Source organism: Nitrobacter winogradskyi Nb-255, from assembly GCF_000012725.1.
GTDB lineage: Bacteria > Pseudomonadota > Alphaproteobacteria > Rhizobiales > Xanthobacteraceae > Nitrobacter > Nitrobacter winogradskyi.
In genome coordinates, this window is record NC_007406.1 from 2,925,461 (window position 1) to 2,940,095 (window position 14,635).

Sequence of the window (14,635 nt, forward strand, 5' to 3'; positions counted from 1 at the left end):
TGCGATCATTCCCCTCATGCGCGCCTCTTTCGCTCGATGAGTTGAAGGATCAGCGGCGTCAGGATCAACTGCATCGCGAGATCCAGCTTGGACCCGTGGATGACAATAGAGTTGGCGCGCGACATGAAGCTGTTCGGGATCATGGACAGCAAATATGGAAAATCGATGCCTTTCGGATTTTTCAGACGGATGACGACCATCGACTCGTCGGGCGTCGGTATCCACCGGGCGATAAACGGATTTGAGGTGTCCACCGTCGGCACGCGCTGGAAATTGATATCCGTCTCCGCGAACTGAGGACAGATATAGTTGACGTAATCCGGCATGCGCCGAAGGATGGTGTCGGTGACGGCCTCGGTGGAATAGCCGCGCGCGCTACGGTCGCGGTGCAGTTTCTGAATCCATTCGAGATTGATCACGGGAACCACGCCGATCTTGAGATCCGCGTACTGCGCGACATTCACCTTGTCGGTGACGACGGCCCCGTGAAGGCCCTCATAGAACAACAGGTCCGAATTCTCAGGCAACGGCTGCCAGTCCGTGAAGGTGCCGGGAGGCACACCATGGAGCGCCGATTCCGTATCGTCATGGACATAATATCGCGTGGTGCCCGTTCCGGTCTCGCCATAGCTGCGGAACACCGACTCGAGTTCGGCGAACAGGTTGGTTTCAGGGCTGAAATGACTGAAGTGCCTGTTGCCCTTGTCCGATTCCTCGGCCATGCGGGTGCGCATCTCGGCGCGGTTGTAACGGTGAAAGGCGTCGCCCTCGATGTAGGCCGCGACGACCTTCTCGCGGCGGAAAATCTGCTCGAAGGTCCGCTTGACGGACGTCGTACCGGCGCCCGACGAACCCGTAATTGATATGATAGGATGTTTCCTCGACACGATATCAGCCCCTTAAACGCGAAACAGACCGCGATTCCCGAACAACGGCGCATTCGCTTCCAGAGCGCCATCAGGCACCGTATGCAAATGCTCGAGCCGCTGGACGTTCTTGATCGACCCCATGATCAGCGGAACTCGCTGGTGCAGGCTGCCGGGAACGAGATCGAGAACCCGCTTTCGTCCGGTCGAAGCACCGCCTCCCGCCTGCTCGACGATGAAAGCCATCGGGTGCGCCTCGTAAACCAGGCGCAGGCGTCCTTCCTCGTAACCGTCGCGGGCGTCTCCGGGATAAAGGAAGATGCCGCCGCGAATGAGGATGCGGAACGCCTCCGCGACCAGCGAGCCGATCCAGCGCATGTTGTAATTCTTGCCGCCGGCGCCATCGGCTCCCGCAAGGCACTCGTCGATATAGGCGCGAACCGGCAGGTCCCAGTGCCGCCTGTTCGATGCGTTGATCGCGAATTCGGTGGCTTCCGCCGGAATCTTCACTGCCGATCCGGTAAGCTTGAATACCCTGTCGACCCGGTCAAGCGTGAAGATGTCGACACCCTGCCCGAGCGTAAGAACAAGAGAGGTCTGCGGGCCGTAGACAACGAAACCAGCCGCGAGTTGCTCACTTCCGGCCTGCCTGAAGGCGGCGTTCACATCGGAGGGCGTCGGCATGATCGAAAAGATCGTACCCACCGACATGTTCGTATTGATGTTGGATGAACCGTCCAGCGGATCGAATGCGACGCAGATCGGCGCGCCCGGATTCAAAATATCCAGTTCCTCCATTTCCTCGGAGGCCAGCGCTGCGATCGGCTGCTTGCCGAGAGCGTCGCGGATAATTTGATCGGCGCGAACATCCAGATCCTTCTGAACATCCCCGTCGGTGTTGCGGCCTTGTGCCTGTCCGGTGATCCCGGCCAGCGCGCCGCGGCAAGTCAGATCAGAAATATCGATCGCGGCCTGCGCAAGCGCAGCTACCGCCCCCTTCACTGCCTGGCGAAGCGGATCCGATCCCCCCTCGCCATCCATCCTTTCCTGCAGTGTCATCTCTTGACTCATTCAGACTCCCCCTCGGCCGCAATCTCCAAACAGCCAATTTGCCGCTTTCCAGAGCGTCGCGCGAATTGACTCGTTGCATGTAATAAGTACAATTTCAATATCCTTCATAGCCGCAAAATTTTCCTTATATGATCACGAAGCTTCGCGACGTAACTATCCGGCAGCTTCGTGCTTTGGCATCGGTCGCGGCCGGCGGCAGCGTCACCGCCGCCGCAAACAAACTGCATTTGACTCAACCCGCGGTCACGCTGCAACTGCGGAATCTTCAGCAGCTTTGCGGGCTGCCTCTGCTTCAGAGAACCAGCGAGGGCATGACCCTCACGCCTGCCGGACAGGAACTGTATACGCTTTTCGAGCGCATCGAAGCCGCGATTGACAGTTGCGCGACGTCGCTCGACATGATCACAGGCCGAACCGGCGGACGCATATCGATCGGCGCGGTCAGTACGGCAAAGTATTTTGTCCCCTTCGCGATTTCCGCCTTTTCGAAGCTTCATCCGGGGATGGACATCAGCCTGACGATCGTCAATCGCCAGGACATCCGCCAGGCTTTGCGCGGCTATGCGCTCGATCTTGCGATCATGGGCCATCCGCCTCCCGATATCGAACTCGACACGCATCTGATCGGCGATCATCCGCACGTCGTTATCGCGCCGACGGGACACCGGCTGGCGAACGCGTCCGGACTTACGGCGGTGGATCTGGCGCACGAAAAGTTCCTTTCCCGCAAGCCGGGCTCGGGTACGAGATTCCTCATGGAACAGTTTTTTGAGAAGAGCAATCTCGAGCCTCAGATCGGCATGGAGATGAGCAGCAACGAAACCATCAAGCAGGCGGTTATCGCCGGTCTCGGGATTGCTTTCATCTCGGCGCATACCGTGGCCGTCGAACTGAGGGAGGGACGAATGATCACGCTCGATATCACCGGTCTTCCGATCATCCGGCAATGGTTCGTCGTCAGGAAGAAAGACAAGGTGCTGCTGCCTCCGGCGCAGGAAATGCTGGATTTCCTGGTCGCGAACGGCAAGGAGTTCCTGCCGCAGGCGCCGATCGGCCGCGTACGGTAAAAGCCCGCATCAGGGTCGATTCGTCGCGCGTTGCGTTGCGCTCCAGGCGCATCGAAATTATAAGTCATTGAAATAATGGTCGGAGTGGCAGGATTTGAACCTGCGACCCCTGCGTCCCGAACGCAGTGCTCTACCGGGCTGAGCCACACTCCGACAAGACGCGGCTTATAGCGTCGGGTTGCGCGCACCGCAAGAAGCTGAAATCGAGAACTGACATTCCATGACCGTGGACCTCAAGACGCAGATTCTCCCGGCCGGCGAGACGGCGGCCGCCGCGGCGGCGCGGATCCTTCATAATGGCGGGCTTGTCGCGTTTCCCACCGAGACCGTTTACGGCCTCGGCGCTGACGCCGCCAACGCGGAGGCGGTCGCGCGGCTCTACCGGGCCAAGGGCCGGCCCGCCTTCAACCCGCTGATCGCGCATGTCAGCGATCTTGCGGCGGCCCAGAGGATCGCCCGGTTCGATGCAGCCGCGCTCGCACTCACAGAAGCGTTCTGGCCGGGCCCGCTGACGCTGGTGCTTCCGAAGGTCGCGCGCTGCCCGGTCGCCGATCTCGCCACCGCAAGCCTCGATACCATCGCGCTGCGGGTTCCCGCCCATCCGGTGGCGCGCGCTATCCTGCGCGGGTTCGGCGGGGCGGTCGTCGCGCCGTCCGCCAACCTGTCGGGCCATGTTTCCCCGACGACGGCGGCGCATGTGCGACATGATCTCGAAGGCCGGATCGATCTCATCGTCGACGGCGGACCGGTGGAGGTCGGTATCGAGTCCACCATTGTCGGCTGTTTCGATCGGCCGACGCTGTTGCGGCCCGGCGGGATTTCGCGCGCGGACATCGAGCGCGTGCTGGGCGGCCCCTTGGTCTCGCCCGCTCCCGCCGCGGCCGATGGACGACCGCGGGCGTCGGGAATGCTGGCCTCGCATTACGCGCCGCGCGCCAGGATGCGGCTCAATGCCGCAAACCTTGCGCCCGGCGAGGCGCTGCTGGCCTTCGGGCCAGTCGATCCGCCGGGCATCGACACCGCGGTTGCGGTGATGAACCTGTCCGAACGCGGTGATCTGAAGGAAGCGGCCGCTCATCTGTTCGGCTGTCTTCGCGCCCTCGACGCCAGCGGGGCGCGAACCATCGCGGTGACGCCGATCCCCGAGGACGGGCTCGGGGAAGCGATCAACGACCGGCTGCGCCGCGCCGCCGCGCCGAAAGGCTGATGGATTTGCCGATCGCCATATCAAAATCCGCGCAGCCGCCGTTGTCGCCCGATCTGATCGCGCGCCTCGCCGCCATCGTCGGCGACAAATATGCGGTGACTGACGCTGACGAACTGGCGCCCTACCTCACGGAGGCGCGCAACCTGTTTCACGGCCGTTCGCCGCTGGTGCTGCGCCCCGCATCCACGGCGGAGGTGTCGGCGATCTGCAGGCTCGCGAGTGAACACCGGATCGCGCTGGTGCCGCAGGGCGGCAACACCGGTCTCGTCGGCGGGCAAACCCCGCACAACGGCGAGGTGGTGGTGTCGATGCGGCGGATGGACAAAATCCGCGAGGTCGATACCGCCTCCAACACAATGACGGTGGAGGCCGGCGCTATCCTGCAAGCCATCCAGCGGCGCGCCGACGAGGCCGGCCGTTTCTTCCCCTTGTCGCTCGGCGCCGAAGGAAGCTGCACTATCGGCGGCAATCTCTCGACCAATGCCGGCGGCACCGGCGCTCTCGCATACGGCGTGGCGCGCGACATGGCGCTCGGACTCGAGGTGGTGCTGCCCGACGGCCGCACCCTCAACGGGCTGTCCAAGCTGAAAAAGGACAATACCGGCTACGACCTGCGCAACCTGTTCATCGGCGCCGAAGGCACCCTCGGCATCATCACCGCCGCGGTCGTGAAGCTGTTTCCAAAACCCCGCTCCGTGCAAACCGCCTTCGTCGGTCTGAGAACGCCGGCCGACGCCTTGAGATTACTGGCCATCTCACAGGCCGAAGCCGCGGGCAGCCTGACAAGCTTCGAACTGCTCGCGGAGATCTGCGTCGACATCTGCGTCAGGCACGGCTCCGGCATCCGCGATCCGCTCACCCGTCGCTATCCCTGGTACGTGTTGATGGAAGTCTCGTCCTCGCGCGACGATGCGACGGCGACCGTCGAGACCATTCTCGAGCGGGGCATAAAGAGCGGCTGCATCGAGGATGCGGCGATCGCGGCCAGCCTTCAGCAGCGTGCGGCGTTCTGGAAGCTGCGGGAGACGATTCCACCGGCCCAGAAACGGGAGGGCGGCTCGATCAAGCACGATATCTCGGTGCCCGTCGCCGCCATACCCGCCTTCATTGCCGAGGCTAACGCCGCTGTGGTGAAGCTCATTCCGGACGCGCGTCCGGTCCCGTTCGGCCACCTTGGCGACGGCAATATCCACTACAACGTCAGCCAGCCCGTGAGCGGGATGACGACGCATGAATTTCTCGCCCGGTGGCAGGAGGTCAATGCCGTCGTTTTCGCCATCGCGCTGCGGATGGGCGGCTCGATTTCCGCCGAACACGGTATCGGCGTTCTGAAGCGCGATGACCTGCCCCGCGTGAAGGACAAGACGGCGATCGAGACGATGCGCGGCATCAAGGCGCTGTTCGACCCTCTCGGCATCATGAATCCGGGCAAGGTGCTGTAGAGGGTTCGAAACGGTAGCGCCCTGAAGATAGAGCGATAGCTGCAAATGCTTTTGGTTCCACGTCAAAACAACGAGCCCTGACCGTCGTTGCCGGAGGCTGCGGGCGCGACCTTGCGAGCTACCGGCTTCCTTGCGGCCTGCTTCGCCTCGCTTTCCGCCTGCTCCGCCGAGATCGGCATGATCAGTTGCTCATCGTCGTTGACGACGCGGTTCACGCGCACAGATACCTCATGCCAGACGAATTCGCCGTTTTCCGGCGCGCGGAGCAACAGTGTGGCTCCCCCGGCATCGACAGCGTTGCCGTCGAGCCAGCGCGCGTGATCCCTCGGGGCGATCGTCACCGGCACGCGCGGATGCAAGGTCGCGATATCACCCCGCGCCGCCGTGGTGATGATGGCGACCGTGTCGAGTTCTTCGCCGTTCGGCCCGTTCCAGGTCTCGGCCAGCCCCGCGAACGCCATCAGCCCGCCATGGCCCGGCCGGATGAAAAGCGGCTGCTTTCGTCCTTCCGATTGACGCCACTCGTAATAGCCGTCGGCCGGAAGCAGGCAGCGGCGCCGTTTCATCGCGTTCCTGAAAGCCGGCTTATCGAGCACCGTTTCGGCGCGAGCATTGATGAGAAGCGCGAATTGCCGGGGGTCCTTCACCCAGACCGGAATCAGTCCCCATCGCATCAGACGAAAATGCCGGCCTCCGTTTTCGAGGAGGATGACAGGAACCGGCTGCGTCGGCGCAACATTGTACCGCGGCGGGAAATTCGGCTGTTCAGCGTAGCCGAAAGCCTGACGCATCGCCTCCGGCGGCGACAGGATTACATAGCGTCCGCACATTTCGTCATCCCAACAAACGTAACATTCAATCCGTTTTAATCCCGCGGTCCGACACTGGGACCAATGACACCCCGAGCCGACGAATCACTCCCCTCTCCCCCGACCGCGAGCCGCCCCGGCCAGAACAGGCCGGACAGCGCCGCCGCGCTGGCGGCCGCCAATATCAATCCGCAAAGCTGTCTTGCGACCGACTATCTCAATCATTTCAACGAAGCCATCATGCTGCTCGAAATGATCCCGGACATGCCCGATTGCGTGGAGGACTTCCTGAACTGGCGGCCCATGACCTATCAGGAGCACTTCATGGCGTCCGGTTTCAAGGCGCGCGAGCAGGCGATCGAGGCTTATGAGAACGCAGCCCCCGAAATTCGCGCCGAATTCGATAGACTGACCATCACGATGACGTCCATCCTGACCGCGGTGGCTGCCGCGACCAAGGACATCCACCGGCACGAGACCCGCGCCGCGCTTGCGACCGAGGCAGTCAGCTGGATCAAGCCGATGATCACGCGGGCGGGCGGCATTATCAATGGCCAGGGTCGGGAAACCGATGTCGACTACATCATGAACCACTGATGCCGCCGCCTCAATTTCCGCAGATCGCCGTCAGCGCCGCGATCTTCCGCGACGGCAAGGTTCTGCTGGTGCGCCGCGCGCGACCGCCCGCCAAGGGCTTGCACTCGCTGCCCGGCGGACGCATCGCGTTCGGCGAGACCGTCGCCGCCGCGCTGCATCGCGAGGTGGCGGAGGAAACCGGGCTCAGGATCGAGATCACCGGCCTCGCGGGCTGGCGGGAGGTGATGCCGACCCTTCCGGGCGACGGGCATTATATCGTGATGTCGTTCGCGGCCCGCTGGATCGCAGGCGAGCCCATCCTGAACGACGAACTCGACGCCTTCAGCTGGGTCGCCCCGGAGCTGCCGGGCGAATTGCGGCTTACCGAAGGTCTGCGAACCATCATCGATGCGGCACGGCGGCTTGTCGGGGTTTGAAGCGGGCTTGAAACGTCTTGCGCGGATTGCCCTGCCTTGCTTCCATCGCACGGAATGGGCATATCACGGCGGATTCGGGCCCTTTATGCGCAAATCGGTTTTAGCGATTGTTCTGATGACGACAATCTGTGGCGCGCTGCCCGCGCGCGCGCAGGACGGAGCCGCGCCCTTCGACGCCGAGTTGCAGCGTCTGGCCGAAATCCTCGGCACGCTGCATTATCTTCGCGGCATCTGCGCCGCCAACGACGGGGCGAAATGGCGCAATGAAATGCAGGCCTTGATCGACGCCGAAACGCCGTCGGGCGAACGCCGCGCCAGGATGATCGCGGGATTCAACCGTGGCTATAACTGGTTCCAGCAGACCTACCGGGCGTGCACGCCGGCCGCGAATGTCGTCATCCGCCGTTATGTCGAGGAAGGCGCGAAAATTTCCCGCGACCTGACAGCCAGATACGCGAATTGAGCCGGCTTTCCGGACATTTCCGGGATATCCGGGTCAGTCCTTTGGACATCCCTCCAAAAGCGCTCTCGGAACGCGTTTCAAATGCAAAAAGGGACGTTAACCTTTCCTAAAGAACTGGCTGTCCGCTGCCCGCTCGCGTGCTAAACCACGGATGTTGAGCGTTCGCCTCGTCAGACGCATTCGGAATTTACATGCACCCGCCATTTGCATTCAGCCCAGCCCGCGATTCGTTTGCCGATCAGGAACAGAAGCAGGCGGCCCTCAGCTATCTCAATGAAGCATGGGCCGACGCGCGCCACGACGGCGTCGATGGTGACTGTCTGGCGCAGGCCAGCCTGTTTGCCGCCTTCGCCGAGCTTGTCAGCACCTATGGTGAGGACGCCGTGGCGACCTTCGTCGAAGGTCTGGCAGGCCGCGTCCGCAACGGCGAATTCTCGATCGCACTGGCGAAGCAATAAGCCCCGGATCAGGCCGTCCGGAGCCAAACCAGCCGCAACTGACAGATCCGGACCCAAATCCGTTTCACGGTCCGGGCTCACATGATCCACGCGTCAGAACGCGAACCGGTCATCCATCTCGGGACGAGCCAGAGGACATGCTTGGCTCGAAAACGCTATAGCGTCTCCAGAAAACGCACCGGCTCTCCCGTGGATGCGGTGGCCAGCTCTCCTTGCCACATCACGCGTCGACCGCGCACGAAGGTGCCGACCGGCCAGCCCGTCACCTCAACGCCGTCATAGGGCGTCCAGCCCGCGCGCGACGCCACCCACTTGTTGGTGATGGTCTCGGTCCGCTTGAGATCGACCACGGTGAAATCAGCATCAAAGCCGGCCGCGACCCGTCCCTTGCAGGCGATGTTGAACAGCCGCGCCGGACCGGCGCTGGTGAGATCGACAAAACGCGCCAGCGACAGGCGGCCCGAACTGACGTGATCCAGCATCAGGGGCACCAGCGTCTGCACGCCGGTCATGCCCGATGGCGACGCGGGATAGGTCTTCCGCTTCTCTTCCAGCGTATGCGGCGCGTGATCGGAGCCGAGCACGTCGATGATGCCTTGCTCGATGCCTTTCCATATCCCTGAACGATGAGCGGCGTCGCGCACCGGTGGATTCATCTGCGCCAGCGTGCCGAGCCGCTCATAACATTCGGGCGCGGCCATGGTCAGATGATGCGGCGTCGCCTCGCAGGAGGCCACATCCTTATGGTCGCGCAAATATTCGATCTCCTCGCGGGTCGAGATATGCAGCACATGAATGCGCTTTCCGGTCTCGCGGGCGAGCGTGACGAGCCGCTGTGTCGCCAGCAGCGCGGCGGTCTCGTCGCGCCACAGCGGATGCGAGCGCGGATCATTTTCGACACGCAAACTCTTGCGTTCGTTGAGACGGTATTCGTCCTCGGCGTGAAACGCGGCGCGGCGGCGGATCACGTTGAATATTCGTCGCAGGCTGTCGTCATCCTCGACCAGCAGCGCCCCGGTGGATGACCCGACGAACACCTTGACGCCGGCGCAACCCGGCGCGCGTTCCAGTTCGGGAAGCTCCCGCACGTTCTCGCGGGTGCCGCCGATGAAGAAGGCGAAGTCGCAGTGCATCCGGTGATGCGCCGCCTTCATCTTCGCCGCAAAGGTCTCCGCCGTCACCGTCAGGGGATTGGTGTTCGGCATCTCGAACACCGCGGTCACGCCGCCCATCACCGCGCTGCGCGAGCCGGTTTCGAGGTCTTCCTTATGAGTCAGTCCCGGCTCGCGGAAATGCACCTGGGTGTCGATCACGCCGGGCAGGATATGCAGTCCGCGGCAGTCGATCACCTCATTGGCGTCGGCCTGGCCAAGCCCGCCGATCGCGGCGATGCGGCCGCCGGAAACACCGATGTCGGCGACACCCTCGCCGTCCTGATTGACGATGGCGCCTGATCTCAGAATCACGTCAAATGTCTTGGTCATCGTCAAATGTCTTGGTCATCGTTCCCGAAAGCATCCGCGCGCCGGCCGAGCGGACCCTTGTTGCCGGCACCTTAGCGGCTTACGTTCCGAAAACGAAATCAGGCACGCAGGTTTGTCCGGGAACACTGCGCAAGACCAGTTCAAACAACAACACCCGGCCAAGAGAAGGTGTCATGAAAGCAGCGTTTCTTCCCGACCGTGGCGTGGTCAAGGTCAGCGGCGACGACGCGCGCAATTTTCTCAACGGTCTCGTGACCACCGATGTGACAAAGGTTCAGCCCGGACTCGGCCGGTTCGGCGCGCTGCTGACGCCGCAGGGCAAGATCACCGTCGATTTCCTCATCACGGAAGCTCAACCGGGGCACGGCGGCGGCTTTTTGATCGACTGCCCGTTGCCGCTGGCGCAACCGCTCGCAACCAAGCTCGGCTTTTACAAGCTGCGCGCCAAGGTCACGGTCGAGAACCTTTCGGGCAAGCTCGGCGTGCTGGCGGCCTGGGACGGCGAACCCGCGATGCACCCGGACCTGACCTTCGCCGATCCACGAAGCGACAGGCTGGGCTGGCGCAGCCTCGTGCCGGAGGAACTCGCGGCCCGGGCGGCCACGGTGATCGGCGCCGAACTGGTCGAAAGCGCCGATTACGAGGCTCACCGGATCCGGGCGGGCGTGCCGAGCGGCGGCGCCGATTTCAACTTCGGCGACGCCTTTCCGCACGAAGCCAATATGGACCGGCTGCACGGCGTCGATTTCGACAAGGGCTGCTACGTCGGTCAGGAAGTGGTTTCGCGCATGGAGCATCGCGGCACCGCGCGCAACCGGATTGTACGCGTGCACCTCGATGGCGGCGCGCCCGAGCCGGGGACGGCCGTGGTCGCGGGAGAGAAGCCCGTCGGCACCATGGGCTCGTCGGCGGCGGACCAGGGTCTTGCGCTGCTGCGGCTGGATCGCGCCGCCGATGCGATCGAGGCCGGGATTCCGCTGACGGCGGGCGGCGTTCCGATCCGCGTTGCCGAACCGGACGAGTTGAAGCTGCCGGCCAAGAACACCGTCGCATGACGCCATCCGCGCGCCTGCATGCGGACGGCCTCACCCGCTGTCCGTGGCCCGGCGACGACCCGCTCTACCTCGCCTATCACGACACCGAATGGGGCGTCCCAGAATATGACGACCGCGCGCTGTTCGAAAAGCTGATCCTCGACGGCTTTCAAGCCGGCCTGTCGTGGATCACGATCTTGCGCAAGCGCGACAACTTCCGCCGTGCCTTCGATGGTTTCCTGCCTGAGAAGATCGCGTCCTACGACGAGAAGAAGGTCCACGCGCTGATGAACGACGCCGGCATCGTGCGCAACCGGGCGAAGATCGAGGGCGCCGTCACCAGCGCGAAGTCCTATCTGGCGATCATGGAGCGGGGTCCGGGCTTTTCCACGCTGCTGTGGAATTTCATGGACGGCCAGCCGAAGGTCAACCGGTTCAAGACCACCGCGAACGTGCCGGCCTCGACGCCGCTCTCGATCAAAATCTCGAAGGAACTGGCGTCGCGTGGATTCAAGTTCGTCGGACCGACGATCGTATATGCCTTCATGCAGGCAACAGGCATGGTCAACGACCATCTGGTGACATGCCATTGCCACGAGACATGCGGCAAGCAGGCGCGCACGCCACGTTCCGCAACGCAATGACGGCCCGGCTTCCGAAAACCGCAACGCGCGCGTGGCAGCGGATGCTGTCCGGCCGGCGGCTCGACCTGCTCGATCCCTCGCCGCTCGACATCGAGATCGCCGATATCGCGCATGGCCTCGCCCGCGTGGCGCGATGGAACGGCCAGACCCACGGCGCGCATATTTTCTCCGTCGCACAGCACACGCTGCTGGTCGAGGCCGTCATGCGCGAGCATACGCCCCGCATCGATATTCAGGTGCGGCTGGCGGCGCTGCTGCATGACGCCCCGGAGTATGTCATCGGCGACATGATCTCGCCGTTCAAGGCGGTGATCGGCGGTTCCTATAAAGCCGTCGAAAAACGGCTGCTGGCGGCGATCCACATCCGGTTCGGGCTGCCGCCCGTCCTGCCGCCGGAAACCGGGCGGCAGATCAAGGCCGCCGACATGGGCGCGGCCTATCTCGAGGCGACCCATCTTGCCGGCTTCTCCGAGCCCGAGGCAAAGCGGCTGTTCGGCAACGACCCTCGCCTGCCGGCCGCGATGATCGACGATTATCTGACGCCATGGCCAGCAAGCGAAGCAGAGAACCGGCTTCTGGCACGATTCCAGAGCCTGCACGGTTTATAGCGCTTTTTATAGCGCTTTCGAGCGAAGCATGCCCTCGGGCTTGTCCCGAGGATGGATGACCTGTCGCGTGAAGAAAGCTTACTCGGTGGACGGGCGTAGCTGCAAAGCGCCTTCCGCCCTGGCCGGCCTCGCGTCCGGCTTGACGGGTTCAAGCCTCGCGCTTTCCACCCGCGGGGTGGGAACGCGCGCGGTCACCTCCGTGTTCGACGCGGACGCATCGGCCGTACGCGCAACCCTGCTCCGGGCATAGGGGCGTGCGGCGGCGCGCGCCAGCAACATCTGCCTGCCGCCCTGATGGTTGAAGTCGCAATATGCAAAACTCATGCCGGACACCGAGCCGCGGAAGCTACGTTCGCTCTTCTTGTCGAGATTGAAGCACGGCTCGAACGGAAGTCCCTTGATCGACGCGCAAACCGTCTGGCCGCGTACCTGGAGCGTATTGCCCGGCAGCCTCATGTGGCGAACCGGACCCTCGCCGCTGAACTGCACCGCACCGGCCGCACCGCCGTCCTCGAATACCCGGCCGGCGCCGCGCGTGCCGTCGAAGCAGGTAAACGCGAAAACCTTGCCGGCCACAAAGCGTTTGGCCTCGCTGGCATTCATGAGGTGACCGGCCATTGCCGGTGCGGCGATCGCACCCGCAAAGAGGACTCCTGACACGAAACGCGCAAGCATACTGCAACTCCGAAAACTTGATGACGGGCACGGCAGCCGATGGCTGATGGCTGATGCCTTTACCCGCTCCTTACCATACCAACCGTGGCAACATTGGAGCAGCTTGGTTGGTAAAGTCTGAATATCCTAGCGGATTCCGCGAAAGTGGATACCGGTTTTGCAATCCGGGCACGCGCAAGTTGTTGATTACGAGCGTTTTCTTGAGAACGAACCGGATTTCATACTGCCAGGAAACATCCTATCCGAAAAACCGGTTTCCACTTGCGTGGCGCGGCCCTTCGGGTCGGGATCATGCTCTAACGCCTCCGGCCTGAATCGAGTTCAGCCGAACTGCGAGCCGCCTCGGCAAGTCTGGCCGAGATTTCGGCGGTCTGAGCCGTCGCGCCCCAACTCGGCGCATCCCGGCCGTCGCCCCACGCGCGCGGGCGGTAGAAGGTATGAACGCCGGTGCGGTACATCTTCTTCATTTCGCGGACCCAGGAAGGATGGACCCAATAGGCGTGATAGTGCGTCGACTTGCCGACCTCCGGCAGCCATAGCCGCCCGTCGAGCGTGGCCTTGGCGATCCTGCGGGCGCGATCCCACATGTCCGGCTCGGTGACGACATCGCGAATGCCGTCGCAGGCGAACGTGAACTGGCAGGCCAGACGGCGATCTGCGTTCTGGTAGACCACGCCGCATACCGTGGTCGGATAATAACCCGAGAACACGCGGTTCATAACCACCTGCGCGACCGCGATCTGGCCGCGAACCGCTTCGCCGCGCGCTTCGAAATAAACCGCCTCCGCGAGGCATTTTTCCTGCCTGGCGCGCTTCTTGTCATCCAGAAGACCAAGCCGCTCGGCCGGCGTCTTGACCTCGCCCTTGCCAACCACGGTTTCGCCCGCCCTTGCTGAATCCCGCCGCGGCGGCAGCGCTACCTTCATGTCGGGATCCGGAGCCGGCATCACGATCACGGGTTCCTCACCGGGACGCCAGCGTTCGAGACCTTCATTGACGACACCCAGCGCCGAATTGCCGAAGTACAGGCTCGCCGTCTTGATGGAGAACCCCTCGGTGGAGGATTGCGACCCCTCGACCGCGCTGTCGTCCTCGAGATCGCCGGACGGCTGCCCCTCGAGCGACAGCGACGCGCCGTATTGCGGCAAAGGCGGTGCGTTCAGGGCTTCCGCCAGTTCGGGATCGAGCGTCGCGGGCTCGCCATGCCCGGCCGCCGTCTTTGCCCCCAGCACCGACGCATTCGACGTCGAAGGATCCTGCGGCGCAGCATTCGTCGGCGCAACGGGCGGCGTCTCCGGCCCGGCGAGAGCGAGACGGTCCCCCTTCAGCGCCCGATTGACACTGGGGAAATCCGAGGCGCTATACCGCTGCGGCGGCCGCGCCAGCCGGTTGCGGACCACGGCGCCCACACCCTCATCGAGACTCGCAAGCAGAAGCGTGGCCGCGCGCGGCGACGAGGTGCCGACCGGGCGTCCGAAATTGAAGGTCGCGACCTGAATCGAACTGACCGCGCTGGCGGAAACACGCTTCTGCCAGCGCTCGGCGACACCCGGCTGTCGCGCAAGCAGGGATGCGATGTCCTGATACCCGATTTCATTCGGGACCAATGCGAAGAAGCAAAGACCCGAACCGAAGAGCGCAAGACGCACGCTCTTCGGTTGGTTACGCAACACAGCCATCGATACGCCCACGCAACGCTACACACGCGATCGAGCCGCATTTTTGATGCATTTCGATCGATTACGGTAATATCGGATTAAAGTTGCGGGCGCGTTAATCGGCGATGCGGACACG

16 protein-coding genes and 1 tRNA gene are annotated in these 14,635 nt (G+C 63.3%); 10 read left to right on the top strand and 7 right to left on the bottom strand.

The features are described 5' to 3' along the window. Positions 1–14 precede the first annotated feature (14 nt). Together NWI_RS13990 and NWI_RS13995 are read right to left on the bottom strand one after the other, a co-directional pair. The gene (locus tag NWI_RS13990; protein WP_011315892.1) at positions 15–887 is read right to left on the bottom strand and encodes a phosphoribulokinase; all 873 of its coding nucleotides are present in this window, start codon (positions 885–887) and stop codon (positions 15–17) included. 12 nt (positions 888–899) lie between these two features. Continuing rightward, positions 900–1,937 (bottom strand): class 1 fructose-bisphosphatase, encoded by a 1,038-nt coding sequence (locus tag NWI_RS13995; RefSeq protein ID WP_011315893.1) that lies wholly within the window; start codon positions 1,935–1,937, stop codon positions 900–902. 128 nt (positions 1,938–2,065) lie between these two features. On the opposite strand from NWI_RS13995, the gene NWI_RS14000 reads away from it, so the two are divergent. Next, positions 2,066–3,004: a LysR family transcriptional regulator gene (locus tag NWI_RS14000; RefSeq protein ID WP_011315894.1), complete on the top strand. Its 939-nt coding sequence runs from the start codon at positions 2,066–2,068 to the stop codon at positions 3,002–3,004. A 76-nt stretch (positions 3,005–3,080) separates the two neighbouring features. Here the strand turns inward: NWI_RS14000 and NWI_RS14005 are convergent. Further along, positions 3,081–3,157, bottom strand: a tRNA-Pro gene (locus NWI_RS14005). Positions 3,158–3,224: 67 nt separating this feature from the next. Between NWI_RS14005 and NWI_RS14010 the strand changes: the two genes are divergently transcribed. Then, complete coding sequence (locus NWI_RS14010) at positions 3,225–4,211, top strand: L-threonylcarbamoyladenylate synthase (protein ID WP_011315895.1); 987 nt, start codon at positions 3,225–3,227, stop codon at positions 4,209–4,211. A gap of 11 nt (positions 4,212–4,222) precedes the next feature. After that, complete coding sequence (locus tag NWI_RS14015; RefSeq protein ID WP_041345664.1) at positions 4,223–5,653, top strand: FAD-binding oxidoreductase; 1,431 nt, start codon at positions 4,223–4,225, stop codon at positions 5,651–5,653. A gap of 62 nt (positions 5,654–5,715) precedes the next feature. Here the strand turns inward: NWI_RS14015 and NWI_RS14020 are convergent, their stop codons facing one another. Continuing rightward, positions 5,716–6,483 (bottom strand): SOS response-associated peptidase, encoded by a 768-nt coding sequence (locus tag NWI_RS14020; RefSeq protein WP_011315897.1) that lies wholly within the window; start codon positions 6,481–6,483, stop codon positions 5,716–5,718. Positions 6,484–6,546: 63 nt separating this feature from the next. Here NWI_RS14020 and NWI_RS14025 point away from each other — a divergent pair, with 63 nt between their 5' ends. The 4 genes from NWI_RS14025 (at position 6,547) to NWI_RS14040 (ending at position 8,396) form a co-directional block, all read left to right on the top strand. Further along, positions 6,547–7,059 carry a hypothetical protein gene (locus NWI_RS14025; protein ID WP_011315898.1) on the top strand — a complete coding sequence of 171 codons (513 nt, stop codon included), beginning with the start codon at positions 6,547–6,549 and terminating at the stop codon, positions 7,057–7,059. Next, positions 7,059–7,475: an NUDIX hydrolase gene (locus NWI_RS14030; protein ID WP_011315899.1), complete on the top strand. Its 417-nt coding sequence runs from the start codon at positions 7,059–7,061 to the stop codon at positions 7,473–7,475. The genes NWI_RS14025 and NWI_RS14030 overlap by 1 nt, the downstream gene beginning before the upstream one ends. A 115-nt stretch (positions 7,476–7,590) precedes the next feature. Then, positions 7,591–7,938, top strand: coding sequence for a TIGR02301 family protein (locus NWI_RS14035; RefSeq protein ID WP_430691774.1), 348 nt, complete (start codon positions 7,591–7,593; stop codon positions 7,936–7,938). Between the two features lie 191 nt (positions 7,939–8,129). Beyond that, the gene (locus NWI_RS14040) at positions 8,130–8,396 is read left to right on the top strand and encodes a hypothetical protein (RefSeq protein ID WP_011315901.1); all 267 of its coding nucleotides are present in this window, start codon (positions 8,130–8,132) and stop codon (positions 8,394–8,396) included. A gap of 155 nt (positions 8,397–8,551) precedes the next feature. Here the strand turns inward: NWI_RS14040 and NWI_RS14045 are convergent, their stop codons facing one another. After that, complete coding sequence (locus NWI_RS14045; RefSeq protein WP_011315902.1) at positions 8,552–9,880, bottom strand: dihydroorotase; 1,329 nt, start codon at positions 9,878–9,880, stop codon at positions 8,552–8,554. Between the two features lie 173 nt (positions 9,881–10,053). Here NWI_RS14045 and NWI_RS14050 point away from each other — a divergent pair, with 173 nt between their 5' ends. From NWI_RS14050 to NWI_RS14060, 3 genes are read left to right on the top strand one after another with little or no spacing between them, the layout of a single operon-like run. Continuing rightward, positions 10,054–10,935, top strand: a complete 882-nt coding sequence (locus tag NWI_RS14050) for a YgfZ/GcvT domain-containing protein (protein WP_011315903.1) — start codon at positions 10,054–10,056, stop codon at positions 10,933–10,935. Further along, entirely contained in the window at positions 10,932–11,558 is a 627-nt protein-coding gene (locus NWI_RS14055; RefSeq protein ID WP_011315904.1) for a DNA-3-methyladenine glycosylase I, read from the top strand. Before NWI_RS14050 ends, NWI_RS14055 begins: the two co-directional genes overlap by 4 nt. Next, positions 11,555–12,166, top strand: coding sequence for a YfbR-like 5'-deoxynucleotidase (locus tag NWI_RS14060; RefSeq protein WP_011315905.1), 612 nt, complete (start codon positions 11,555–11,557; stop codon positions 12,164–12,166). Before NWI_RS14055 ends, NWI_RS14060 begins: the two co-directional genes overlap by 4 nt. A 78-nt stretch (positions 12,167–12,244) precedes the next feature. Here NWI_RS14060 and NWI_RS14065 read toward each other — a convergent pair whose 3' ends face one another. Beyond that, positions 12,245–12,841: a hypothetical protein gene (locus tag NWI_RS14065; RefSeq protein WP_011315906.1), complete on the bottom strand. Its 597-nt coding sequence runs from the start codon at positions 12,839–12,841 to the stop codon at positions 12,245–12,247. 296 nt (positions 12,842–13,137) lie between these two features. After that, a complete protein-coding gene (locus NWI_RS14070) occupies positions 13,138–14,520 on the bottom strand; it encodes a cell wall hydrolase (RefSeq protein ID WP_011315907.1) in 1,383 nt (460 codons plus the stop codon). Positions 14,521–14,635 lie beyond the last annotated feature (115 nt).